General features: G+C 68.6%; 19 protein-coding genes. 11 read left to right on the top strand and 8 right to left on the bottom strand.

What is annotated here, in order from left to right; all coding sequences use genetic code 11:
- Window positions 1-89: 89 nt before the first annotated feature.
- From IFT55_RS03420 to IFT55_RS03440, 5 genes are read left to right on the top strand one after another with little or no spacing between them, the layout of a single operon-like run.
- Window positions 90-572, top strand: a complete 483-nt coding sequence (locus IFT55_RS03420) for a UPF0262 family protein (RefSeq protein WP_192089091.1) — start codon at window positions 90-92, stop codon at window positions 570-572.
- Complete coding sequence (locus IFT55_RS03425; RefSeq protein WP_192089092.1) at window positions 569-1,240, top strand: GH25 family lysozyme; 672 nt, start codon at window positions 569-571, stop codon at window positions 1,238-1,240. The genes IFT55_RS03420 and IFT55_RS03425 overlap by 4 nt, the downstream gene beginning before the upstream one ends.
- The gene (locus tag IFT55_RS03430) at window positions 1,237-1,680 is read left to right on the top strand and encodes a cytidine deaminase (RefSeq protein ID WP_192089093.1); all 444 of its coding nucleotides are present in this window, start codon (window positions 1,237-1,239) and stop codon (window positions 1,678-1,680) included. Before IFT55_RS03425 ends, IFT55_RS03430 begins: the two co-directional genes overlap by 4 nt.
- Complete coding sequence (dcd, locus tag IFT55_RS03435) at window positions 1,680-2,234, top strand: dCTP deaminase (protein ID WP_055760544.1); 555 nt, start codon at window positions 1,680-1,682, stop codon at window positions 2,232-2,234. Before IFT55_RS03430 ends, dcd begins: the two co-directional genes overlap by 1 nt.
- A gap of 14 nt (window positions 2,235-2,248) precedes the next feature.
- Window positions 2,249-2,470, top strand: coding sequence for a hypothetical protein (locus IFT55_RS03440; RefSeq protein WP_192089095.1), 222 nt, complete (start codon window positions 2,249-2,251; stop codon window positions 2,468-2,470).
- Here IFT55_RS03440 and IFT55_RS03445 read toward each other — a convergent pair.
- Complete coding sequence (locus tag IFT55_RS03445) at window positions 2,416-4,701, bottom strand: ComEC/Rec2 family competence protein (protein ID WP_446740698.1); 2,286 nt, start codon at window positions 4,699-4,701, stop codon at window positions 2,416-2,418. The two genes, IFT55_RS03440 and IFT55_RS03445, sit on opposite strands and share 55 nt — an antisense overlap.
- A gap of 33 nt (window positions 4,702-4,734) precedes the next feature.
- Between IFT55_RS03445 and gltX the strand changes: the two genes are divergently transcribed.
- Genes gltX through IFT55_RS03460 form a run of 3 tightly spaced genes read left to right on the top strand, consistent with a single transcriptional unit; the run spans window position 4,735 to window position 7,672 of the window.
- Window positions 4,735-6,165 carry a glutamate--tRNA ligase gene (gene gltX / locus IFT55_RS03450; protein WP_249403540.1) on the top strand — a complete coding sequence of 477 codons (1,431 nt, stop codon included), beginning with the start codon at window positions 4,735-4,737 and terminating at the stop codon, window positions 6,163-6,165.
- Between the two features lie 17 nt (window positions 6,166-6,182).
- Window positions 6,183-7,466, top strand: coding sequence for a citrate synthase (gene gltA, locus IFT55_RS03455; RefSeq protein ID WP_192089707.1), 1,284 nt, complete (start codon window positions 6,183-6,185; stop codon window positions 7,464-7,466).
- On the top strand, window positions 7,466-7,672 hold the full coding sequence (locus tag IFT55_RS03460) for a hypothetical protein (RefSeq protein WP_192089101.1): 207 nt from the start codon (window positions 7,466-7,468) through the stop codon (window positions 7,670-7,672). The genes gltA and IFT55_RS03460 overlap by 1 nt, the downstream gene beginning before the upstream one ends.
- A gap of 21 nt (window positions 7,673-7,693) precedes the next feature.
- On the opposite strand, the gene IFT55_RS03465 is transcribed toward IFT55_RS03460, so the two are convergent.
- Genes IFT55_RS03465 through IFT55_RS03480 form a run of 4 tightly spaced genes read right to left on the bottom strand, consistent with a single transcriptional unit; the run spans window position 7,694 to window position 12,486 of the window.
- Window positions 7,694-9,052 (bottom strand): sensor histidine kinase, encoded by a 1,359-nt coding sequence (locus tag IFT55_RS03465; protein WP_192089103.1) that lies wholly within the window; start codon window positions 9,050-9,052, stop codon window positions 7,694-7,696.
- The gene (locus IFT55_RS03470; protein ID WP_192089104.1) at window positions 9,049-10,146 is read right to left on the bottom strand and encodes a DUF2336 domain-containing protein; all 1,098 of its coding nucleotides are present in this window, start codon (window positions 10,144-10,146) and stop codon (window positions 9,049-9,051) included. The genes IFT55_RS03465 and IFT55_RS03470 overlap by 4 nt, the downstream gene beginning before the upstream one ends.
- A 36-nt stretch (window positions 10,147-10,182) precedes the next feature.
- Window positions 10,183-11,355, bottom strand: coding sequence for a hypothetical protein (locus IFT55_RS03475; protein ID WP_192089106.1), 1,173 nt, complete (start codon window positions 11,353-11,355; stop codon window positions 10,183-10,185).
- Window positions 11,356-11,364: 9 nt separating this feature from the next.
- The gene (locus IFT55_RS03480; RefSeq protein WP_192089108.1) at window positions 11,365-12,486 is read right to left on the bottom strand and encodes an anhydro-N-acetylmuramic acid kinase; all 1,122 of its coding nucleotides are present in this window, start codon (window positions 12,484-12,486) and stop codon (window positions 11,365-11,367) included.
- 100 nt (window positions 12,487-12,586) lie between these two features.
- On the opposite strand from IFT55_RS03480, the gene tyrS reads away from it, so the two are divergent.
- Window positions 12,587-13,810 carry a tyrosine--tRNA ligase gene (gene tyrS / locus IFT55_RS03485; protein WP_192089110.1) on the top strand — a complete coding sequence of 408 codons (1,224 nt, stop codon included), beginning with the start codon at window positions 12,587-12,589 and terminating at the stop codon, window positions 13,808-13,810.
- Between the two features lie 139 nt (window positions 13,811-13,949).
- Here tyrS and IFT55_RS03490 read toward each other — a convergent pair whose 3' ends face one another.
- A complete protein-coding gene (locus IFT55_RS03490) occupies window positions 13,950-14,390 on the bottom strand; it encodes a DMT family transporter (protein ID WP_192089112.1) in 441 nt (146 codons plus the stop codon).
- Window positions 14,391-14,454: 64 nt separating this feature from the next.
- Entirely contained in the window at window positions 14,455-16,515 is a 2,061-nt protein-coding gene (gene recG / locus IFT55_RS03495; protein ID WP_192089113.1) for an ATP-dependent DNA helicase RecG, read from the bottom strand.
- 71 nt (window positions 16,516-16,586) lie between these two features.
- Between recG and IFT55_RS03500 the strand changes: the two genes are divergently transcribed.
- Both IFT55_RS03500 and mfd read left to right on the top strand, forming a co-directional pair.
- Window positions 16,587-16,856 (top strand): FAD assembly factor SdhE, encoded by a 270-nt coding sequence (locus tag IFT55_RS03500; RefSeq protein WP_192089115.1) that lies wholly within the window; start codon window positions 16,587-16,589, stop codon window positions 16,854-16,856.
- Window positions 16,857-16,943: 87 nt separating this feature from the next.
- The gene (mfd, locus tag IFT55_RS03505; RefSeq protein WP_192089117.1) at window positions 16,944-20,402 is read left to right on the top strand and encodes a transcription-repair coupling factor; all 3,459 of its coding nucleotides are present in this window, start codon (window positions 16,944-16,946) and stop codon (window positions 20,400-20,402) included.
- Window positions 20,403-20,428: 26 nt separating this feature from the next.
- Here mfd and IFT55_RS03510 read toward each other — a convergent pair whose 3' ends face one another.
- Window positions 20,429-22,417 (bottom strand): EAL domain-containing protein, encoded by a 1,989-nt coding sequence (locus tag IFT55_RS03510; RefSeq protein WP_192089119.1) that lies wholly within the window; start codon window positions 22,415-22,417, stop codon window positions 20,429-20,431.
- Between the last annotated feature and the right edge of the window lie 33 nt (window positions 22,418-22,450).

The raw sequence follows: 22,450 nt of genomic DNA on the forward strand, positions 1-22,450 counted from the left end.
CCCCCTTCTCCCACCCCCGTCGCCGCACCTCAAGCCGCTTGCGTTGAATTGGGCTGTGGAAAAGGGTGACAAGCCGCTAGACGACGGCGATGCCCGATCCCCGGATCATCGATGTAACCCTCGACGAACGCACCATCCTTTGGCGCAGCGCGGATATCGAGCAGGAACGGCGGATCGCGATCTTCGATCTGCTGGAGGCGAATCGCTTCGCGCCGGCAAGGATGCCGGAGGACGGCTATGCCGGGCCGTACCGCATCGCGCTGTCGGTGCCGGAAGGCAGGCTGGCGATCGAGATCCGGCGCGAGGATGATTCGCCGATCGAAACGCTGGTGCTGGGCATGGCGCGGCTGCGGCGTCCGATCCGCGATTATTTCGCGATCTGCGACAGTTACTACAAGGCGATCCGCGCCGCGACCCCGCACGAAATCGAGACGATCGACATGGCGCGGCGCGGCATCCACAACGACGCCGCCGAAGCGTTGCAGGAACGGTTGCAGGGGAAGGTCGAGATCGACTTCGCCACCGCGCGGCGGCTGTTCACCCTGATCTGCGTGCTGCATATCAAGGGATGATTCGCATACGATGGATACTGATTGCGCTGGCGGTGCTGGCGCTGTTCGCGATGGGCGCGTGGCGCTGGTCGATCGGCTGGCATCCGGCGTCCGACCGGTTCGCGGTACAGGGGCTGAGCGTGTCCGCCGCCGATGGCACGATCGACTGGCCGATGGTGCGGGCGCAGGGCGCGGACTTCGCCTATGTCGCCGCATCGTCCGGTGCGACGCGCGATCCGGCGTTCGAAACGAACTGGAACGGCGCGCACGATGCCGGGCTGCGCCACGGCGCGCTGCACGTGTTTTCGCTGTGCGATCCCACGTCGGCGCAGGTTACCGCATGGCTGACCACGGTGCCGCGCGAACCGGACGCGTTGCCAGCCGCGCTGGGGCTGGACTTCGCGCCCGGTTGCGCGGTGCGGCCGACGCGCGCGCAGGTGCTCACCGCGATCCGCGGTTTCCTCGGCCCCGTCGAATATCATGACGGGCAACCGATGATCCTGCGCATCTCCGCCGCGTTCGAGGACGAATATCGCATCAGCGATGCGATCGTGCGCCCGCTATGGGCGCAGCGCGACTTCTTCGAACCGGACTATCTGGCGCGGCCGTGGCGGCTGTGGCAGGCGACGACGCGTCGCCGCATCGATGGCGTCGACGGTCCCGTCGCATGGAGTGCAGCCGCCCGATGACCCCCGATCCCGCCGCCCTGATCACCGCCGCGCGCACCGCCGCCGTCCACGCCCACGCCCCCTATTCGCGCTTCGCGGTCGGCGCGGCGCTATTGCTGGACGACGGCACCATGGTGACCGGCGCGAATTTCGAAAACGCCAGCTATGGCCTGTCGCTGTGCGCCGAAACCGTCGCCACCGCGACCGCCAGCGCATCGGGCCGGCTGGCCCACATCGTCGCGGTCGGCATCGTCGGCGGGCGCATCGATTCGGCGGACAGTGTGCCGATCCTGCCATGCGGCCGGTGCCGGCAGGTGTTGAACGAAGCGGCGCAGATCGGCGGGCGCGACCTTGCGGTCTATTGTTCGGGGCTGGCGGGCGGCGCGGTGGAGACCTATCGCCTGTCGGACCTGTTACCGCACGCGTTCGGCCCGGCGAATCTGGGAATTGGGGGAAATTGATGTCGATCCTGTCGGACCACTGGATACGCGAAACCGCGCTGGCGACGGGGATGATCGAACCGTTCGTCGAATCGCAGCGGCGCGAGGGCTGCATCAGCTATGGCCTGTCGTCCTACGGCTATGATGCGCGCGTGTCGGACGAGTTCAAGATCTTCACCAACGTCGATTCGGCGGTCGTCGATCCAAAGGATTTCGCGCAGAACAGCTTCGTCGATCGCAAGACCGACGTGTGCATCATCCCGCCCAACAGCTTCGCGCTGGCCCGGACCGTCGAATATTTTCGCGTGCCGCGCGACGTTCTGGTGATCTGTCTCGGCAAATCGACCTATGCCCGCTGCGGCATCATCGTGAACGTGACCCCGCTGGAACCCGAATGGGAAGGTCATGTGACGCTGGAGTTTTCCAACACCACGCCGCTGCCCGCGAAAATCTATGCGAACGAGGGCGCGTGCCAGTTCCTGTTCCTGAAGGGCGACCAGCCATGCGGCACCAGCTATGCCGACCGCGCGGGCAAATATATGGGCCAGCGCGGGGTGACGCTGCCGCGTCTGTGACGGCAAGGACGGGCATGATCGGACGCAACTGGACCGGGCGGAGCGCCGTCGTCCGCCTTTCCGCAATGTTACCGGTGCTGGCGCTGGTCGCGCCAAAGCTGCCGCTGCCAGTGGCGTTTGCGATCGGCGCGGTCTGGATCCTGTGGATGGGGTTCGTCTGTGCCCGGGTGGCGATCAACGATCACCGGGCCGCGTCGGAAACCCCGCCGTTCCGCCCGACCCGACGCTCGCGATAGGGCGGTCGCGGCGGCGCGATCGTCTCCGGCACTTCCCATGGATGCCGCCCGCCCCGCTTCGCCGTTACCACCCGTCCGCTGCGAAGCGACACCGCCACCCCGCCGGTCGTCGCCAGCATCGCCCGATCGAGCTTCAGCCAGCGTGGCCGGCATCCATCGGGTAGCCGCCGGTCGCTGACGACGATATCTGCCTTCGCGCACGCCGCCACCAGTTCGTTCCATGGCACGGGGTAGCCGCTGCGCGTCGCGACGATCGTGCGCCCGTCGCGGCGCGCCACGCACAGGTCGGGGCTGCACGCGACGCCCGGCTGATCCTCCAGCGGCGGCAGTTCCCCTTCCACCCCGCCACCTTCGCCAAGCACCGACCGGACATAGTCCCCCGCCCGGTCGCGCAGGATCGCCATCCCGCCATCCACCGTGCGCAGCGCCAGATGCCGGCCGTCGCCCGTTACGAGCAGGTCGGGTGCGGGCGTCATCAGCGCCCACACCGCCCCCGCGATCAGCGGCAGTGCCCCCCATCGCCGCATCGGCGTGCGCCACAACGCGATCCACAATCCGCCCGCGACCATAGCGGCGAACGCACCGTCCGGCATCGCCGGCAGCGCCGCGACCGATCCCGGTGCCGCCGCCACGCTACGCGCCAGCCACAACAGCAGCGACAGCGACCGTTCGACCGCCCACCATGCCGGTGCGCCCAGTCCAACCGCATCGAGCGTCAGCGCCAATCCCTCCAGCGGCATCGTCACGAACGTCGTCAGCGGGATCGCGACGATATTGGCGAGCGCGCCGTACAGCCCCGCCTTGTGGAAATGATACAGGCCGATCGGCATCAACGCCGCCTCGACCACCGCACCGGTCAGCAGCAGCGACATCAGCCCGCGCGCCATGCGTCGCGCGGTGCCTTCGTCGCGTTTCAGGAACCAGCCGCGCACGCGGGGATGTTCGTGCAGCGCCACGATCGCGGTGACGGCGGCGAAGCTCAGTTGGAAACTCGGCCCCGCCAGCGATTCGGGCAGCACGAGCAGGACGAGGAACGCGCCGGTCGCGATCATCCGCAACGTGATCGCCTCGCGCCCGATAGACAGCGCGGCCAATACCAGCAGCGCCGCGATGCACGACCGCACGGTCGGTACGTCCGCCCCCGACAGCCATGTGTACCCGACGGCGGCGCACGCCCCCGCGCCTGCCGCCACCACCGGCAACCGCACGCGCAGCGCGAGCGGCGGGAACATCGCCAGCAGCTTCAGCACCACCGTCATCGTCGCCACGACCACGGCGGTGACGTGCAGCCCGCTGATCGACAACAGGTGCGCGAGGCCCGATCGCCGCATCGCCTCCGCATCGTCCTCCGCAATCGATCCGCGATCCCCGGTGACGAAGGCGGCGGCGATGCCCGCCTCGCTACCCGACAGTCGCGACACGATATGACCCGTCAGCCGCGTGCGCAGTCCTGCGTTGCCCGGATCGCCGGGCGCGACGACCTCGACCGGCGCAAATCCGCGTCCGGTCGCACCGATCCGCTGGAACCACGCCACCCGTGCAAAGTCGTACGCACCCGGCACCGCCGCCGATGCGGGCGGCATCAGCCGCGCCTGCAACGCGATCCGGGCACTGGTGGCGAGACCGGCGGGCAGGTCGGGCACAGCAAGGTTCACCCGCACGCGCGGCGGTAGCGCCGCAGCCTGCCTGTTCTGGCGAGGATCGGAGTCCAGCCGGGAAACGTCGCCTGTTGCCGACCCGCCTTCCCGACCGGACCCCGGACTCCGTCGCGGAAGGGAAGCAACCGGGTCGGTCATGATCGTCAGCCGCACCAGTTCGCGCGCCGGCAGCGGCTCGATCCGCTCGACCCGCCCCGTCACGCGCACTACCGCCGGCCGCGCCAGCACCGGTGCGGCAACGCGCTCGGCCCGCCACCAGATCAGCATGCACCCCAGCATCGCCAGCAGCGCACCGACGCCCACCGCGCGTCCGATCCGGGTATGTCCCGGCAACACCATGCCGGCCAGCGCGACCGCCAGCGCGGCGCACAGGAACGCCGCCCACCCGCGCGCATCGGGCAGCGCGAACCACGCCGCGATCCCCCCGCCCAGCGCGACCGGCATCCACAGCGGCAACTGCGCCCGCTCCGCCTCCAGCCGATGTTCGATGCGAATCAGCCACCGCCCGCCGGGACCGGCGGTTTGAAGCCTGCCGGACGGCATGCTAGAGGCGCTGGCGGCTGTACTGGCCATGTGTATCCACCCCATCTCTGGGAGCATCGGCGCTTGGGCGCAACTTCTTCCGCGACACCCGTCGTCACCCGTTTCGCGCCGTCGCCGACCGGCTTCCTCCATATCGGGGGTGCGCGCACCGCGTTGTTCAACTGGCTTTACGCCCGGCATCATGGCGGCAAGTTCCTGCTGCGGATCGAGGATACCGACCGGGCGCGATCGACGCAGCCCGCGATCGACGCGATCCTCGACGGCATGCGCTGGCTCGGTCTCGACTGGGATGGCGATGCCGTGTTCCAGTTCGCACGCGCGGATCGCCATGCGGCGGTCGCGCGGCAACTGCTCGACGCCGGCCACGCCTATCGCTGCTATGCGACGCCGGAGGAGCTGACCGCGCTGCGCGAAGAACAGCGCGCGGCAGGCAAGCCGATCCGCTACGACGGCCGCTGGCGCGACCGTGCGCCCGAAGACGCCCCGGCGGGCGCTCCGTTCGTCGTCCGGCTCAAGGCACCGAAGGACGGCAGCGTCACCATTTCCGATCAGGTGCAGGGCGATGTGACCGTCGCCAATGCCGAAATCGACGATTTCGTGCTGCTGCGCTCCGACGGTACGCCCACCTACATGCTCGCCGTCGTCGTCGACGATCACGACATGGGGGTGACGCACGTCATCCGTGGCGACGATCACCTCAACAACGCGTTTCGCCAGATCGCGCTGATCCGCGCGATGGACGCGGTCGAGGGCGGCTGGCCCGATCCCGTCTATGCCCATGTGCCGTTGATCCACGGCGCGGACGGGGCGAAGCTGTCGAAGCGTCACGGCGCGCTGGGCGTAGAGGCGTATCGCGACGATCTGGGCGTGTTGCCCGAAGCGCTGAACAACTATCTGCTGCGGCTCGGTTGGGGCCATGGCGACGAGGAAATCATCGACCGCGACCGTGCGATCGACATTTTCGGGCTGGGTGGCGTCGGGCGTTCTCCTTCGCGGTTCGACACGAAAAAGCTGCTGCATCTCAACGGCCATTACATCCGCGAGGCCGACGATGCCCGTCTGACCGATCTGGTAGCCGCACGGATGACGGGGCCGGTCGACCGCGACCTGCTGCACCGCGCCATGCCGGTACTGAAGGTTCGCGCCGCCGATCTCAACGAACTGGCCGCCAACGCCGCGTTCCTGTTCCGCCAGCGCCCGCTGGCGATGGACGACGGCGCGACGACGTTGCTGACCCCCGAAGCACGGGCGACGCTGGCGCGGCTCCATGCCGCACTTGACGCACTCGCAGCATGGGATACGGAGGCGATCGAAGCTGCGGTTCGCGAAGTAGCGGAGGCGGCGGGGTTGAAGCTGGGTGCCGCTGCGCAACCGCTTCGCGCCGCGCTGACGGGTTCGCGGACCTCACCGGGGATTTTCGACGTTCTGGTCCTGTTGGGCCGGGACGAAAGCCTCGGCCGCATTCGGGACCAAATGGCCGATCCGGCCGCATGAGACAGGAGAACGACGTCATGGCCGAACAGGCGAAACTGCAGGTAGCAGGCAAGGACGTCCAATATCTGGTGCGATCGGGAACGATCGGTCCGGACGTCATCGACATCCGCAAGCATTATGCCCAGACCGGCACCTTCACCTACGATCCGGGCTTCACGTCGACCGCAAGCTGCGATTCGGCGCTGACCTATATCGACGGCGACGAAGGCGTGCTGCTGCATCGCGGCTATCCGATCGGACAGCTCGCCGAACAGTCGAGCTTCATGGAAGTGGCGTATCTACTGCTCAACGGCGAGCTGCCGTCGGGCGGCGAACTGGACAAGTTCAGCCACACCATCACGCGCCACACCATGCTGCACGAACAGCTGGCGGGCTTCTATCGCGGTTTCCGTCGCGACGCGCACCCCATGGCGGTGATGTGCGGCGTGGTCGGCGCGCTATCGGCCTTCTACCACGACTCGACCGACATCACCGATCCGCACCAGCGGATGATCGCGTCGCACCGGCTGATCGCGAAGATGCCGACGATCGCGGCGATGGCGTACAAGTACAGCGTCGGACAGCCGTTCGTGTATCCGCAGAACGATCTCAGCTACACCGGCAACTTCCTGCGCATGACCTTCGGCGTCCCCGCGGAGGAATATGAAGTGAACCCGGTCGTCGAAAAGGCGCTGGACCGCATTTTCATCCTGCATGCCGATCACGAACAGAACGCATCGACCTCGACCGTCCGTCTGGCCGGTTCGTCGGGCGCCAACCCGTTCGCCTGCATCGCGGCGGGCATCGCCTGTCTGTGGGGTCCGGCGCATGGCGGCGCGAACGAGGCCGCGCTCAACATGCTGCGCGAGATCGGCACGCCCGAGCGTATCCCGGAATATATCGCCCGCGCGAAGAACAAGGACGATCCGTTCCGCCTGATGGGCTTCGGTCACCGCGTGTACAAGAATTACGATCCGCGCGCGACCGTGATGCAGAAGACGGTGCGCGAAGTGTTCGAATCGCTGGGCGTCAGCGATCCGGTGTTCGAAACCGCGCTGCGGCTGGAGGAAATCGCACTCAACGACGATTATTTCGTCGAAAAGAAGCTGTTCCCGAACGTCGACTTCTATTCGGGCGTCATCCTGTCGGCGATCGGCTTCCCGACGACGATGTTCACCGCGCTGTTCGCGCTGGCGCGCACTGTCGGCTGGGTCGCGCAGTGGAACGAAATGATCTCCGATCCCGAGCAGAAGATCGGTCGTCCGCGCCAGTTGTACACCGGCCCGGCACAGCGCGACTATCTGCCGGTCGGTCAGCGCTGATGCGCATCGTCCGGCGAGTGCTGTCGATCGTTGGCGCGATCCTGGCGTTCGTCGGACTGTTCTGGCTGGGTCAGGGGATGGGCATCATCCGCTGGCCCGCCAGTTCGTTCATGGTCGATCAGTATCTGTGGGTCGTGACCGGCTCGGTCGTCGGTGCACTCGGCCTGTTGCTCGTCCTGATCGCGCGGCGGTTGCCGCGACGGTAAGGTTGGGATGCCCGGCGGCCGTTAGGCGGCGGGCAGCATCAGTACGAACCGTGCCCCTTGGCCCGGTGCGCTGTCGACCATGATATCGCCACCCATCGCCCGCGCCAGCCGTCGCGCGATGTACAGGCCCAGCCCGCTTCCGCCGGCTTCACCCGGATCGACCCGGCCGAACTTGGTGAAGATAAGCTCCTGATTTTCGGGCAAAATCCCCTTGCCCTGATCGGCGACGATGACGCAGGCGTGCTCGCCTTCGCGCTCCAGCCGGATCCACACCATGCCGCCCGGCGGCGAATAGCGGACCGCATTTCCGATCAGATTCACCAGAATCTGCAGCACGCGGCGGAATTCCCCGGTCGCGATCATCGAGTCGTCGAACGAGGGCCGGTCGATCCGCACGTTGCCCTGCGTCGCGCGCACCGCCAGCAGCCCCGCCGCGCGTCGCGCCACGTCGGCCAGATCGAGCGTTTCCGCCGCCACCACGAAGTCCGTCCGCTCGATCGCCGACAGGTCTTCCAGATCGTCGACCAGCGCCAGCAGATGCCGCCCCGCACTGGCGATATCGGCGGCATAGGCAGCGTAGTCTTCGCGCAACGGCCCCTCCGTCTGCGCGGAAATGCTGTCGGCGTTGGCGATGATCCGGCCCAGCGGATCGCGCAGCGCACGGCCCACCCGCCGGCTGAAATTGTCCGAAAGATCGTCGGACGCCGCAACCGGCGCGTCGGCGGTCAGCATATAGGCCGCGCCATCGAACCCCGCGAAGCGCCCGGCCGCGTCGGCGCGTGGTACGGCGGCCAGCCGCACGCGGTGGCCGCTGCCCCGCACCCCCGCCTCCTGCCCGTCGAACCGCGCCTGCGACGCCACCGCGCCGAGGATCGGAAAGCCACCTTCGCCGTCGTCGCTCAGCACGAACAGCCGCGTGATCGGCAGGCCCAATACCCCCTGCGCGTCGATGCCCAGCATCGTCGCCGCATGATCCGACAGCGACCTCAGATGCAGCGCGGTGTCGGTCGACCATAGCCAGTCGGCGTCGCTGCGCAGGAAATCGACGTCGCGCGATGCCTCGTCCGCCGCCGCCTGCCACGGGGCGCCCGCCCGCCAGCCACCGACTTCGATGCGGATGCCCAGCTCGTCCGGTTCGGCCCGCACCGTCAGTTCAAGATCGTCGTCGGCATCGGCCGCGACGATCGTGCGGGTCAGCGCGATGCCCAATCGCTGGACCAGCCGGACCAGCGCCGCGATCTGCGGCACCGCCACCGGCCGGCCGGGCGCGCCACCGGCGCGGCGATTCAGGTCGGCCAGTCGCGGTTCGGCATCCAGCAGCAAGCCATCGGCCGATACCCGTCCGATCGCGGGCGGAAGCAGTTGGTCGAACGCGTTCATGCTCGACCGCCCAACGCCAGCATCGCCGCATGATAGTCGGGGTCGAGCGCCAGCGGGGCGAGCGCCGCGCGCGCATCCGCCGGTTCGACCGCCATGATCGTATCGATCCGGTCGGCGAAGGATTCGATATCGCGCGCCGGTTCGGCCTCGGCCAGCGCGAAGCCGATCCGCGCGATCGTCGGCCGGTCCAGCCCCAGCGCCCGCAGCACGACCCACAGCCGCGCGCCATCGGTATCGATCACCAGATCGCGCACGCGGTCGAACGCCAGTCCGCCGGCACGCGCGACCAGCGCGACGAACAGCACCAGCCGCCCGTCGCCGATCGCTTCGCCGAGCAGCGGGGCCAGTTCGTCGGGCTGGGCGTCGATCGCCTGCGCCAGCCGCATCGCAGCGACTTCCAGCGGGACCAGTTGGCCGCCCGGATCGATCGCGCGCCGCACCGATTCGGTCAGCGCGGCATCGACGGTCGTCATCCGGTCGCCGGCCGTCGCGCCCGCCGTTTCGCGAAGGGTCGCCGCGACCCACCATGCGATCCGCGCGTGAAGTGGACGGACCAGGTCGACCGCCGCGCCGACATCGCCCGCCGCGCTGCGCCGCGCCTGCGCCACCAGCATCGCGGCGGCGGCGGCGGCGACCAGCCGGTCGCTCGCCTGCGCCATCCGCGCGACCATGGTCGGGCGCTCCGGCCCTTCGGCCAGTTGCACCGGCAGTGCCCGCGCGATCGATTCGAGCCGGACCCGCGCGAACAATTCCCCGAACAGCGCCGGATCACGGAACAGGCCGGCGGCATGGACCCGGTCGAAACAGCCGCGCGCCCCGCGCATCACGTTCGCCAGCGCCGGTTCGCCGCGCGCCGCCAGCAGCCGCGCGGCATGATCGCGCACGCCCGTTTCGACCGACGCGACCGTCATGCGCATCATGCCGTCCAGCCCGGCGGCGGTACGATCGTCGATCCGGGCATCGTCGGTACGATAGAATTGGTCGGCCGCAATACGCAGCCGCCGATGGCCCGCACGTTCCGCCGCAGCGACATGGTCGAGCAGCGTCACGGCGGAAGCATCGGCTTCGCGAGGGTCGACCGGATGGTGCCACATGGATTCAGACCTAGACCGGCTGCGGTTAACGCGATGCTACGCCTTTGGCCGCATCGCCTCAACCGCCATGGAAAGCGATACGACGCCGTGGAGCGCGATCACCGCCAGTCCGGCCGTGACCTGCCCCGCCAACGCGAACGGCATCAGCGCGACGATGGCGCTGGCGGGCGTAGCGAACCATGGACGCGGACGCAACGGCACCCGCCGCGCGACGACGGTCGCGACCACCGCCGCCGCCGCAAGCGTCGCGGCGGTCCCGGTCTGGACGACCAGCGAGTGGATCGTGCCGATGCCCAGCACGCCCGCGACCCCCAGCGCGGCCAGCCCGCGTTCCTGCCATGCGGCATGGCCGTCCTCCCCCCGCAGCCAGCTTAGCAACGATCCGGCCGACAACAACACCATCGCGCCGAACAACAGCACGGCGGCTCCGCCCGCGCTCCACATCGGGATCGCGGCGAGTCCGCCCAGCCCCACCAGCCCGCCGACGGTCGCCACCGCCAGATCGGGTACCTTGCGCCGTACCAGCAGCGGCAGGATGACGCGGGTCATCGGCGTGAACACGAACCGGTCGATCCATCCGGTCCGCTGATCCGCGAGCGACGCCAGCACGTCCTTGCCGCGCACCTCCAGCGTCCCGGCGTCGCGTTCGACGCCATGTCCCGATCGCACCGCCTTTGCCGGCAGCGTCACGTGCCGCGCGCGCGCCTGGGTCGCGACGCGCAGCAGCGTCGACTGGAAATCATATTCGGGCGGAAGGCGCGCGGCGTCGTTCAACCGTTCGATCGACAGCGTCGCGACGCCGGCCCAGCAATGATCGGCGTCGACCCGTTCGACCGACGTGCCGTCGGCGCGCGGCGTCACCAGCAGGGTATCGACCGGTTCCAGCGCCATGCCGGCGACCACCGCGTCGGTCGTGACGAGGCCGTCGGCCAGCACCACGATCGTCGCCAGCGGATGCGCCTTCGCCTTCGCATCCTCCGCCGATCGCACGAGGTCGACCGTCGTGCCACGCCGCCCGATCCGGCTGACCGCGCCGGCCAGTTCGGGCGTCACGCGCCCTGCGGCGACCAGTATCTGGCTGACGCCGGCGCCGATCAGCAGGCGCGCCTGATATTCGATCAGCGTCATGCCCCCGAACGGCAGCGTCGCGGCCAGTACGCCGGGCTGTCGTTCGGCTTCCTCTGTCGCGAAGATCAGGCCGGTCTGCATCGCGTGCGGTTAGGCGCTGATCGCGCCGAGCGCCAGCCCCGCACGGGGCGCACGGTACAGCGTACCGCCGGTCAGCGGCACCGGCACGCCGGTCGTGCCCGGAAAGCTGATCGGCAGGCCGTTCAGCGATCGCACCGCCAGATAAGCGAAACCTTCCGCCTCGAGCGCGTCGCCGTTCCACCCCAGTGCGTCGGTCGGTTCGGACGTCAGGCCGGTCCGTGCCGCGATCATCGACAGCATCACCGGATTGCGCCGCCCGCCGCCCGCGACCAGCAGGCGCAGCGGGCGCGCGGGCAGCCGGTCGATCGCCTCCGCCACGCTGGCGGCAGTAAATGCCGTCAGCGTCGCGGCACCGTCCGCCGCCGACAGTCCGCGTGCCGGCTGGATCGTGAAGTCGTGCCGGTCGAGCGATTTGGGTGGCGGCAGGTCGAACCACGGATGGTCGAGCATTGCCGCCAGCACCGCTTCGTCCACCGCGCCGGTCGCCGCCAGCGCGCCGTCCGCGTCGAACCGCGCGCCGCGTTCCGCCTCGACCCAGCTATCGACCAGACCGTTGGCCGGGCCGGTATCGAACGCGATCAGATCGCCATTCGCCCCGATATAGGTGATGTTGCCGACCCCGCCCAGATTGAGCACCGCGACCGGCAACGCCATCCCCGCCGCGCGCGCGGCATGATACACGGGCAGCAGCGGCGCACCCTGACCGCCCGCGCGCACATCGGCGGTTCGCAGGTCGGCGACGACGTCGATCCCCGTGGCCCGCGCCAGCGCCGCGCCGTCCCCCAACTGCCACGTCCACCCCTTGTCCGGGCGGTGCGCGACCGTCTGTCCGTGAAAGCCGATCACGTCGACCGCGCGCGCGCCGACGCCCGCCCGGTCGAGCAGCGCCGCGACGGCGGCGGCGTGGGTGCGGGTCAACAGCGCCTCCGCCCGTTCGATCAGCGGATGGTCGTCCGGATCGTCGAACAGTAGCGCCAGTTCGGTCGCCGCCGCCAGCACGGCACGATCGTCGTCGGTATAGTCGGTTCCAACAAACGCGACCGGCTCCACCGCGCCTTCGCCATCGGTTTCGATCAGCGCGGCATCGATCCCGTCGAGCGAGGTCCCGGACATCAGACCGATTGCGAGCATGCGTGTTTCCCCTGCGACGAACCGCCACCCTATCGTCACGGCGGGCGCAAAGTCGAGATGCGTGGACTTCGGGACGATCGCGGCGCTAAAGGACAGCGCCATGAGCGCCTATTCGTCCGACCTGCTGCGCCTGCTTGCCGAGCGGGGCTATATCCACCAGTTGACCGACGCCGCCGGGCTCGACGCGCTGGCCGCGAAACAGGTCGTGCCGGGCTATATCGGGTTCGATCCGACCGCGCCGTCGCTGCACGTAGGCAGTCTGGTCCAGATCATGCTGCTGCGAAGGCTGCAACAATCGGGGCACAAACCGATCGTGCTGATGGGCGGCGGGACCGGCAAGATCGGCGACCCAAGCTTCAAGGACGAGGCGCGGCGGTTGCTGACCGACGATGTGATCGCGGACAATGTCGCATCGATCAAGACCGTGTTCGAACGCTTCCTGACGTTCGGCGACGGTCCGACCGACGCGGTGATGCTCGACAACGCGACGTGGCTCGACAAGCTGGAATACATCCCGTTCCTGCGCGACGTGGGGCAGCATTTCTCAGTCAACCGGATGCTCGGCTTCGATTCGGTCAAGCTGCGGCTCGATCGCGAACAGTCGCTCTCGTTCCTCGAATTCAACTATATGATCCTGCAGGCGTACGACTTCATGGAACTGTCGCGCCGCGCCGGGTGCCGGTTGCAGATGGGCGGATCGGACCAGTGGGGCAATATCGTCAACGGGATCGAACTGGCCCGCCGCATGGACGGGACCGAGGTGTTCGGGATCACGACGCCGCTCATCACGACCGCTGATGGCGGCAAGATGGGCAAGACCATGTCGGGCGCGGTGTGGCTGAACGCCGACCAGCTTTCGGCATATGAATATTGGCAGTTCTGGCGCAACACCGACGATCGCGATGTCGGCCGGTTCCTGCGCCTGTTTACCGACCTGCCGCTGGACGAGATCGCCCGGCTGGAAGCGTTGCAGGGTGCCGAGATCAACGATGCGAAGAAGGTGCTGGCCGATGCCGCGACCGCGTTGTGCCGGGGCGAAGCCGCCGCTGCCGACGCGGCTGAAACCGCGCGCCGCACCTTTGAAGAAGGCGCGGCGGGTGACGACCTGCCGACGCATGCCGTGACCGGGACGATCGCGGTGGTCGACGCGTTGGTCGCGCTGGGCCTCGCGGCGTCGAAGGGCGAAGCGCGGCGGCTCATCAAGGGCGGCGGCGCGCGGATCGATGGCGAGCGTGTGGCCGACGAGGGCGCAACGATCGCGGTATCGGCACCGGTGCGCGTATCGGCCGGAAAGAAGCATCACGGTCTGCTGACGCCAGGCTGAGATCGTACCGGGGATTCGTCACCCCGGCGAAAGCTAGGGTCTCCTGCCACGATGGGGAGGCTCTTGGATCGAGCCGACCGGGGTGCCAGCCTATGCTGACATAGCGATCGTCGGCCGCTCCAGCGCGGACTTGCCCCATCTACCCCCGCCGCACCAGCACGACGCCCGCCAGCACCAGCGCGACGCCCGCGATGCGCATGCCGCTGACGGGTGTGCGCGGCAGGCCGATCAGTCCGTAGCGATCGATGACCAGCGCGGCGACCAGTTGCGTCGCGATCATGATCGTCAGCATCGCCGCCAGCCCCAGCCGGGGTGCCGCAAACGCCGCCGCCGACACGAAGAACGCGCCATATGCACCGCCGAGGAACATCCACGGCCGCGCATCGCGGATGTTGGACAGCGGCGTGCGGTCGGCGATCAGCCATGCCGCGAACAGCACGACCGTCCCGACCGCGAACGACACCAAAGCGGCCACCAGCACCGACCCGATGCTCCGGCCGAGCGCGGCATTGGTCGGCGGCTGTACCGCAAGGCCGATCCCGGCGAGCAGTGCGGCGATAAAAGGGGCCAGCGCGTTCATGCGGTCCGCGCTATCGCGAGCGTCGCGTGCAGGCAAGCCGCGCCGCGGCAACCGTCCGCCGCGTTCAGCCCGACCGGAGCCGCCCGACCCCGGCATCGCGTTCGAACAGGTATAGCGCGGTCCGCGCCGCCTGTCCGCGCGGTCCGGTCAGCCCGCCGTCGCGATCGATCAGCAGCCGCGCGTCTGCGTTGGCGGCGGGCAACAGCTCCGACAGCATCTCGGGCGTCGCCAGCCGGAACCCCGCCTCGCCCGACTGGCGCGTGCCCAGCAGTTCGCCGCCGCCGCGCAGCCGCAAATCCTCCTCGGCGATGCGGAAGCCGTCGTTGCTCTCCCGCATCAGCGCCAGCCGGGCGCGCGACGTTTCCGACAACGCGTTGCCACGCAGGAGCAGGCACACCGACTTGCCGCCGCCGCGCCCGACCCGCCCGCGCAACTGGTGCAACTGGGCAAGACCGAAGCGGTCCGCCGCCTCGATGACGATCAGCGTCGCGTTGGGTACGTCGACGCCGACCTCGATCACCGTCGTCGCCACCAGCACGCCGGTACGCGCGGCGGAGAATTCCGCCATCACCGCGTCCTTTTCCAGCGGCTTCATCCGGCCGTGGACCAATGCGACGCGCTCCCCGAAGCGCAGCCGCAGCGCCTCCGCCCGCGCCTCGGCGGCGGCGAGATCCGATTTCTCGCTCTCCTCGACCAGCGGACAGACCCAATAGGCCTGTTTTCCCGCCGACAAATGCCGGGCCAGCGCGTCGACCACCTCGTCCAGTCGGTCTTCGGACAATACCCGCGTCTCGATCGGCTCGCGCCCCGGTGGCATTTCGTCCAGCCGGCTGACGTCCATTTCGCCATATTGCGCCAGCGTCAGCGTGCGCGGGATCGGCGTCGCGGTCATGACCAGCAGGTGCGGCGGCACCTTCGCCTTGGCCTGCAACATCATCCGCTGCGCCACGCCGAAGCGATGCTGTTCGTCGACCACGACGAGGCCCAGATCGCGATAGCCGACCGCTTCCTGAAAGATTGCGTGCGTCCCGATCAGGATGTCAATCGATCCGTCGGCGATGCCCATCAGCACGCCTTCGCGCACCCGCCCCTTGTCGCGCCCGGTCAGCGCGGCGACGGTGACGCCGGTGCCGGCAAGCTGCCGCTGCAACGTCGCGTAATGTTGCCGCGCGAGGATTTCGGTGGGGGCCAGCAGCGCGCCCTGCGCCCCGCCCTCCACCGCGATCAGCAACGCCATCAGCGCCACCAGCGTCTTGCCCGACCCCACATCGCCCTGCAGCAGCCGCAGCATCGGCTGCACCTGTTGCAGATCCCCCTCGATCTCGCCGATCGTCCGCGTCTGGGCACCGGTGGGGCTGTAGGGCAGGTCGAGTTTCGCGCGCAGCCGCCCGTCGCCTTTGAGGGCCCTCCCGCGTTTCGCCCGCGCTTCGCCGCGCACCAGCAGCAGTGCGAGCTGGTTGGCGAACATCTCGTCATAGGCCAGTCGTTTGCGTGCGCCGATGTCGGCCGGATCGGCATGCACTCGCGCCAGCGCGGCACGCCATGCCGGCCATTCGTGCTTCGCCAGCAGGCTCGGTTCGATCCATTCGGGCAGGTCGGGCGCGCGCTCCACCGCCTGCGCCGCCAATTGTCCCACCCGGCGCGACGTCAGCCCTTCGGACAGCGGGTACACCGCCTCGCGCTCGGGAACGGAATCGCCTTCCTCGACCGGCAGCACATGGTCGGGATGGACCATCTGGAGTTCCTGGCCATAGGTTTCGAGCTTGCCCGACACCAGCCGGGTCTCGCCCAGCGGGAACAGCTTCTTCGCCCAGCCCGACGATCCGCCGAAATAGACGAGGCTGACGATGTTGCCATGAACGTCGGCGGCACGGACCCGCGTCGGCCCCCGCCCCGCACTCGCCCGGTAATCGGTGGCGGTCAGCGGGATCGCGATCACGCGTCCGGCATCCTGCGTCATCAGTTCGGTACGCTTCAGCCGGTCGACCCACCCGGTCGGCAGGTGGAACGCCATGTCGACCACGCGCGACAGTTTCAGCCGTTCGAGCGGCCGGGCAAGCGCCGGCCCCACGCCCTTGAGCGCGGTGACTTCGGCGAACAGCGGGTTGAGGACTTCGGGACGCATGACTATGTCGCCTCTATACCCCAGCCGGCTTTCGCTTCCAGCGTTAGTCGGCCAATCGCCGTTGGAGCCCCATGGACCGCGATACCCGCCTCAAACGCCTGAAATTCCGCAGCTGGCATCGCGGAACGAAGGAAGCCGACCTGATGATCGGCGGCTATTTCGACGCGCATTCGCACCGCTGGTCGGATGCGGAGATCGACTGGTACGAAGAATTCATCGAGGAACAGGACGTCGATATCATGGCGTGGGCGCTGCAGGTCCAGCCGGTGCCGCCGCAGTTCGACCATCCCGTGCTGCACGCGATGCGCGCAATGGATTTCGTGCCCGTCGCCCCGCGCTGATCCGTCGATCCACCCACGCGTTACCCCGTTCGTATTCAGGACGAACGGTCACCTACACCGGACTGCCCGGCCCTGTTCAGGAACCCCATGCCCGACCTGTCGAAGATCCTGACCGCCCCCCGATCGCTGACGCTGGCCGGCGTCCCCGCCGGGTTCCTGCCGTCGCTGCTCGCGGACCTTGCGCGTGGGACCAAGGGCGACCTGGTCTATCTTGCCCCCGACGAGGCGGCGATGCGGGCGGTCGCGGCGACGGCACCCTTCTTCGCCCCCGATCTGGCGATCGTCCAGTTTCCGGCATGGGACTGCCTGCCCTATGACCGTGCCAGTCCGACGCTGCGGTCGATGGCCGAACGTCTGGCGGCGCTGCACCTGCTCCAGACCCCCGCCAAGGGTCCGCGCCTGATCGTCACCACGGTCAACGCGGCGTCGCAGCGGACGCTGACCCCGTTCCGCATCCGGCAACTGGTCGCGCGGCTGGCCCCCGGCGAGCGCATCTCGCTGCCACGGCTGTCGACGCTGTTGCAGGCCAACGGGTATAACCGCGTCGATACCGTCCATGATGCCGGTGAATTCGCGGTGCGCGGCGGGCTGGTCGATCTTTGGCCGTCGGGTTCCGATGTCGGCCTGCGTCTCGACTTCTTCGGCGACGAGATCGAAACCGTCCGCACCTTTGCACCCGAAGATCAGCGCACCACCGGCCGCGTCGATGGTTTCACGCTGCTGCCCGCGTCCGAAGCGTTGCTGGACGAGGAATCGATCAAACGCTTCCGCACGCGATATCGCGAGAAGTTCGGCGCGACCGCGACCGGCGATCCGATCTATCAGGCGATCAGCGACGGTCGCCGGCTGTCGGGCATGGAGCATTGGCTGCCGTTCTTCGAAGACCGGCTGGAGACGTTTTTCGACCATCTTGGCCCCGATACGGTGCTGGTCCGCGACGCCGGGGTTCCCGCCGCCGCCGAGCAGCGGTTCGAATCGATCACCGACTATCATACCAACCGCGTCCGCGCGCAGTCGGCCGATCCCGGCAGTTACCGCCCGCTGTTGCCGGGCGCGCTGTATCTGTCGGCCGACGAATGGACCAACCGCCTGTCGGACATGGCCGCGCATCAGGTTACGCCGTTTCACGAACCAGACAGCGCGACGGTGGTGGATTTCGACGTCGACGGCCCGCGCGACTTCACGCCCGAACGCACGCAGCAGGTCAATGTGTACGAAGCGGTGGTCGATCATATCGAACGGCTGCGCAAGGAGAAGCGCAAGCCGATCCTCGCCAGCTATTCCGAAGGGGCGCGCGAACGACTGATCGGGCTGCTGACCGACCATGAACTGCGCGGCATCACCACCGCCGATACGTGGCAGCAGGCGCTGGGCGGCGCGGCGTCGACCGTGGCGTTCGTCGTCCTGCCGCTCGACCATGGTTTCACCGCGCCGAACGTCGCGGTCCTGACCGAACAGGACATGCTGGGCGACCGGCTGGTCCGGCGCGCCAAACGGCGCAAGAACACCGACGCGTTCCTTCAGGAACTGGCGACGCTGTCGCCGGGCGATCTGGTCGTCCATGCCGACCACGGCATCGGGCGGTATGAGGGGCTGACGCAGATTCCGGTGGCGAAGGCGCCGCACGACTGTGTCGCGCTCAGCTATGCCGGCGGCGACAAGCTGTACGTGCCGGTCGAGAATCTCGAAGTCCTCTCCCGCTATGGATCGGGCGAGGAAGGCGCGTCGCTCGACCGGCTGGGCGGCGAGGCGTGGCAGCGGCGCAAGGCGAAGATGAAGGATCGCATCCGCGAGATCGCGGGCGAACTGATCGTCACCGCCGCCAAGCGCGCGATGCGCCCCGCCGATATCGCCGAACCCGACAGTGGCGGATACCCCGCCTTCGTCGATCGCTTTCCCTATCAGGAGACCGAGGATCAGGAGCGCGCGATCGGCGACGTGCTCGAAGACCTTGCCGCCGGCCGTCCGATGGACCGGCTGGTCGTCGGCGATGTCGGCTTCGGCAAGACCGAGGTCGCGTTGCGCGCCGCGTTCGTCGCGGCGATGGCGGGCATGCAGGTTGCGATCGTGTGTCCCACCACGCTGCTCGCCCGCCAGCATTACAATAATTTCAAGGCGCGGTTCGAAGGATTCCCGATGGAGATCGGTCGCCTGTCGCGGCTGGTCACCGCGGCCGAGGCGAAGACCGTCCGCGAAGGGCTGGCCGCCGGGACGATCGACGTCGTGGTCGGCACCCATGCAGTGCTGTCCAAGCAGGTCGATTTCAAGCGTCTTGGCCTCGTCATCGTCGATGAGGAACAGCGGTTCGGCGTCACGCACAAGGAACGGTTGAAGGCGATGAAGGCCGACGTCCACGTCCTGACGCTGACCGCCACCCCGATTCCGCGCACGTTGCAGATGGCGATGTCGGGCTTGCGCGAGCTGTCGGTGATCCAGACTCCGCCGGTCGACCGGCTTGCGGTGCGCACCTACATCATGCCGTGGGACCCGGTGGTGCTGCGCGAGGCGCTGCTGCGCGAACATTATCGCGGCGGGCAGGCCTATTTCGTCACGCCGCGCGTCGCCGACCTGCCCGATATCGAGAAATTCCTGACCGAGGAAATTCCCGAAATCCGCTACGTCGTCGCGCATGGCCAGATGGCACCGAGCGAGGTCGAGGAACGCATGTCGGCCTTTTACGACAAGCGCTACGACCTGCTGGTATCCACCACGATCGTCGAAAGCGGGCTGGACATTCCGTCCGCCAACACGCTCATCATCAACCGCGCCGACAAGTTCGGCCTTGCCCAGCTATACCAGCTGCGCGGGCGGGTCGGCCGGTCGAAGACGCGCGCCTATGCCTATATGACCACCCCGCCCGAACGGATGGTCAGCGACGCGGCGGAAAAGCGGCTAAAGGTGCTGTCCGATCTCGAATCGCTGGGCGCCGGGTTCCAGCTGGCCAGTCACGATCTGGACATTCGGGGGGCCGGCAACATGCTGGGCGACGAACAGTCGGGGCATATCAAGGAAGTCGGCTTCGAACTCTACCAGTCGATGCTGGAAGAGGCGATCATGGACGCCAAGGCCGGCGGCCTGCGCGCCGACCGTCCCAAGGACTTCTCGCCCGCGATCACCGTCGATGCGCCGATCCTGATCCCGGAGGATTTCGTCCCCGATCTCGACCTGCGCATGGGGCTGTACCGCCGCCTGAACGACGTCGAGGACCGTAGCGGCATCGATGCGTTCGCCGCCGAGCTGATCGACCGGTTCGGCAAGCTGCCGCTGCCGACGCAGAACCTGTTGCAACTGATCGAGGCGAAGCTGAACGCCAAGAAGGCGTGCATCGCCAAGATCGACGTCGGCGCAAAGGGCGCGATCGTCAGCTTTCACGAGGACAGGTTTCCGAACGTCGACGGGCTGCTCGCCTATGTCGAAAAGCTCAACGGCACGGCCAAGCTGCGTCCCGACATGAAGCTGGTCGTCAGCCGCTCGTTCGGCGATCCACAGGCCCGACTGAACGCCGCGCTACAGATTTCGCGCGGGCTGGCGAAGGCGGCGGGGTAGGATTCGGACGGGGCGAATCGCCCGGTTCAGCCGCCGCCGATCAGCGCCACGAGGGCGGGTACTTCCAGCGGCTCCGCGCACAGAAACCCCTGATACAGTTCGCATCCTTCCGCCGCGAGCGCATCGCGCTGATCGACGGTTTCGACGCCCTCGGCAATTACCGCCAGCCCCAGCGAGCGCGCCATGTCGATCACGCCGCGCACCACCACCCGGTCGCGCGGCGATCCGACGATGTCCTGCGCCAGCCGCCGGTCAATCTTGAGATAGTCGAGCGGCAATGCCTTCAGATAAGCGAGGCTGGAATAGCCGGTCCCGAAATCGTCGATGGCAACGCGACATTTCGCTGCGCGCAACCGCGCCAGCAATCCCGCGGCCTCGCCCAGTTCGGCGATCAGCCCGTTTTCGGTAATCTCGACGGTCAGCCGGTCGCGCGGGAATCCAGTAGCGTCGGCGCGCGCCAGCAATTGGTCGGCGAAGTCGATCTGTGCCACGTCCTCCGCCGTGACGTTCACCGACAGGCGCAGATGAGAGAGCGCATCCGGCCAGCCCGCCGCGATCCGCAGCGCTTCGGCCTGGACATGCGCCGACAACCGCCCGGCCAGCCCGGCGCGGGTCGCGGCGTCGAACAGCAGTTCGGCCCCCAGTTCGCCGTCGCGGCCATGCCGCCAGCGGGCCAGCGCCTCGACACCGACGATGCGCCCGTCGTGCATGCCGACCTGCGGCTGGAACAGGATCGCGATTTCGCCCTGTTCGATCGCGCGCGCGATGTCGGCGGCCAGACGCTGCGCATCGTCGGGCGCGACCGGACGGTCGGGGTCGCCCGCCCGTGCGCCGGGCAACAGCGCCTGTACGCGCCGGATCAGCGCGCCGCCGCCCTCGCCCGATTGCGCGGTCGCGCTCGCCTGACGCAGCGTCAGCGCGACCATCGCGGTTCCGGCCACGAACGGCCGGGCCAGCGCCTCCGACAGCGCGTCGGCCGGATCGCGGTCCGCCGCGCGCGGGATCAGCACGGCAAATTCAGTGCCGCCCAGCCGCGCCACCGCCGCCCGGGCGATGCCGGTTTCGCGCATCGTGCGTTCGAACCGGCGTTCGACCGCGCGGAGCAGCGCGTCGCCGACCGCCCGCCCCTGTTGCCGGTTGACCGGATCGACCCCGCCGACCGCCAGCACCCGCACCACCGGGGCATCGCCCGCCGCGATCCGGCGGTCGAGCCAACGTATCGCGCCGGGCAGGTCGCGGACCGAGCCCAGCGCATCCCGCACCACCGCGCCGATATCGCCGATCCGCGCCAGCGGTTCGACCAGCGCGTGCAGCCGACCGCTATGCGCATCGCGCGCGACATGCTGCACCACCCGGCCCAGCCCGGCCAGATCATGCGCGAACGCGGTGGCGGGCGTGGCGGTTTCGAGCCGGCGGATCGCCGCCAGCGCGGTCCGCCGCCCGTCGCGCCCGACATGCCGCAACAGCGCGCGTGGCGGCAGTGATTCGGGCAGCCCGGTCGCCTCCGCCAGCGCCGGGGTCAACTGCACCACGTCGCGCCGGGCATCGTGCCGCCAGCCGAGCAGCGCGCCGCCACCGGTCAACGGATCGTGCCAGCCGCCGCCCATCCGCGTGACATGGCGCTCGGCGAACCGGATGGCGTGGATCAGTTCGTCCTCGGCGATCGGGCTGACGAGGAAATGGGTCGCGCCGGCATCGAACACCGCGCCCAGCCGCCCCGCATCCCCCTTCGACACCAGCACCAGCAGCGCGTCGCCATGGCTGGCCACTCGCGCCAGTTCGGCCGTCGCGGCAATCCCCTCCTCGATCGATCCACGCGCGTCGACCACGGCGATCGCCGAACCGCTGGCCGCGACGCGCTGACGGATGCCGTCGGCGCGGCGTGCGGACACGACCCGCCAGCCGGCCCGCGACAACAGGCTGCCCAGTTCGTCGCATTGCCGGAACGACAATACGAACAATGCGCGCTCCCGCGTGGTGTCGTGGCCGCGCCACCCGGTTTGCCCCCCGTCCATCACGGACGATGGTAGGGCGCGACGCGGCGAGCG

Source organism: Sphingomonas sp. CFBP 13720, assembly GCF_014842075.1.
Lineage (GTDB): Bacteria > Pseudomonadota > Alphaproteobacteria > Sphingomonadales > Sphingomonadaceae > Sphingomonas.

Bases quoted from the DNA above. Each gene is read 5' to 3' on its own strand.
- dcd (WP_055760544.1), top strand. From the start codon at position 1,680: ATGTCGATCCTGTCGGACCACTGGATACGCGAAACCGCGCTGGCGACG.
- IFT55_RS03420 (WP_192089091.1), top strand. From the start codon at position 90: ATGCCCGATCCCCGGATCATCGATGTAACCCTCGACGAACGCACCATC.
- IFT55_RS03445 (WP_446740698.1), bottom strand. From the start codon at position 4,701: ATGGCCAGTACAGCCGCCAGCGCCTCTAGCATGCCGTCCGGCAGGCTT.
- IFT55_RS03475 (WP_192089106.1), bottom strand. From the start codon at position 11,355: ATGCAGACCGGCCTGATCTTCGCGACAGAGGAAGCCGAACGACAGCCC.
- IFT55_RS03490 (WP_192089112.1), bottom strand. From the start codon at position 14,390: ATGAACGCGCTGGCCCCTTTTATCGCCGCACTGCTCGCCGGGATCGGC.
- IFT55_RS03510 (WP_192089119.1), bottom strand. From the start codon at position 22,417: ATGGACGGGGGGCAAACCGGGTGGCGCGGCCACGACACCACGCGGGAG.
- IFT55_RS03430 (WP_192089093.1), top strand. From the start codon at position 1,237: ATGACCCCCGATCCCGCCGCCCTGATCACCGCCGCGCGCACCGCCGCC.
- IFT55_RS03465 (WP_192089103.1), bottom strand. From the start codon at position 9,052: ATGAACGCGTTCGACCAACTGCTTCCGCCCGCGATCGGACGGGTATCG.
- IFT55_RS03425 (WP_192089092.1), top strand. From the start codon at position 569: ATGATTCGCATACGATGGATACTGATTGCGCTGGCGGTGCTGGCGCTG.
- IFT55_RS03500 (WP_192089115.1), top strand. From the start codon at position 16,587: ATGGACCGCGATACCCGCCTCAAACGCCTGAAATTCCGCAGCTGGCAT.
- IFT55_RS03470 (WP_192089104.1), bottom strand. From the start codon at position 10,146: ATGTGGCACCATCCGGTCGACCCTCGCGAAGCCGATGCTTCCGCCGTG.
- gltA (WP_192089707.1), top strand. From the start codon at position 6,183: ATGGCCGAACAGGCGAAACTGCAGGTAGCAGGCAAGGACGTCCAATAT.
- recG (WP_192089113.1), bottom strand. From the start codon at position 16,515: ATGCGTCCCGAAGTCCTCAACCCGCTGTTCGCCGAAGTCACCGCGCTC.
- tyrS (WP_192089110.1), top strand. From the start codon at position 12,587: ATGAGCGCCTATTCGTCCGACCTGCTGCGCCTGCTTGCCGAGCGGGGC.
- IFT55_RS03480 (WP_192089108.1), bottom strand. From the start codon at position 12,486: ATGCTCGCAATCGGTCTGATGTCCGGGACCTCGCTCGACGGGATCGAT.
- IFT55_RS03440 (WP_192089095.1), top strand. From the start codon at position 2,249: ATGATCGGACGCAACTGGACCGGGCGGAGCGCCGTCGTCCGCCTTTCC.
- mfd (WP_192089117.1), top strand. From the start codon at position 16,944: ATGCCCGACCTGTCGAAGATCCTGACCGCCCCCCGATCGCTGACGCTG.
- IFT55_RS03460 (WP_192089101.1), top strand. From the start codon at position 7,466: ATGCGCATCGTCCGGCGAGTGCTGTCGATCGTTGGCGCGATCCTGGCG.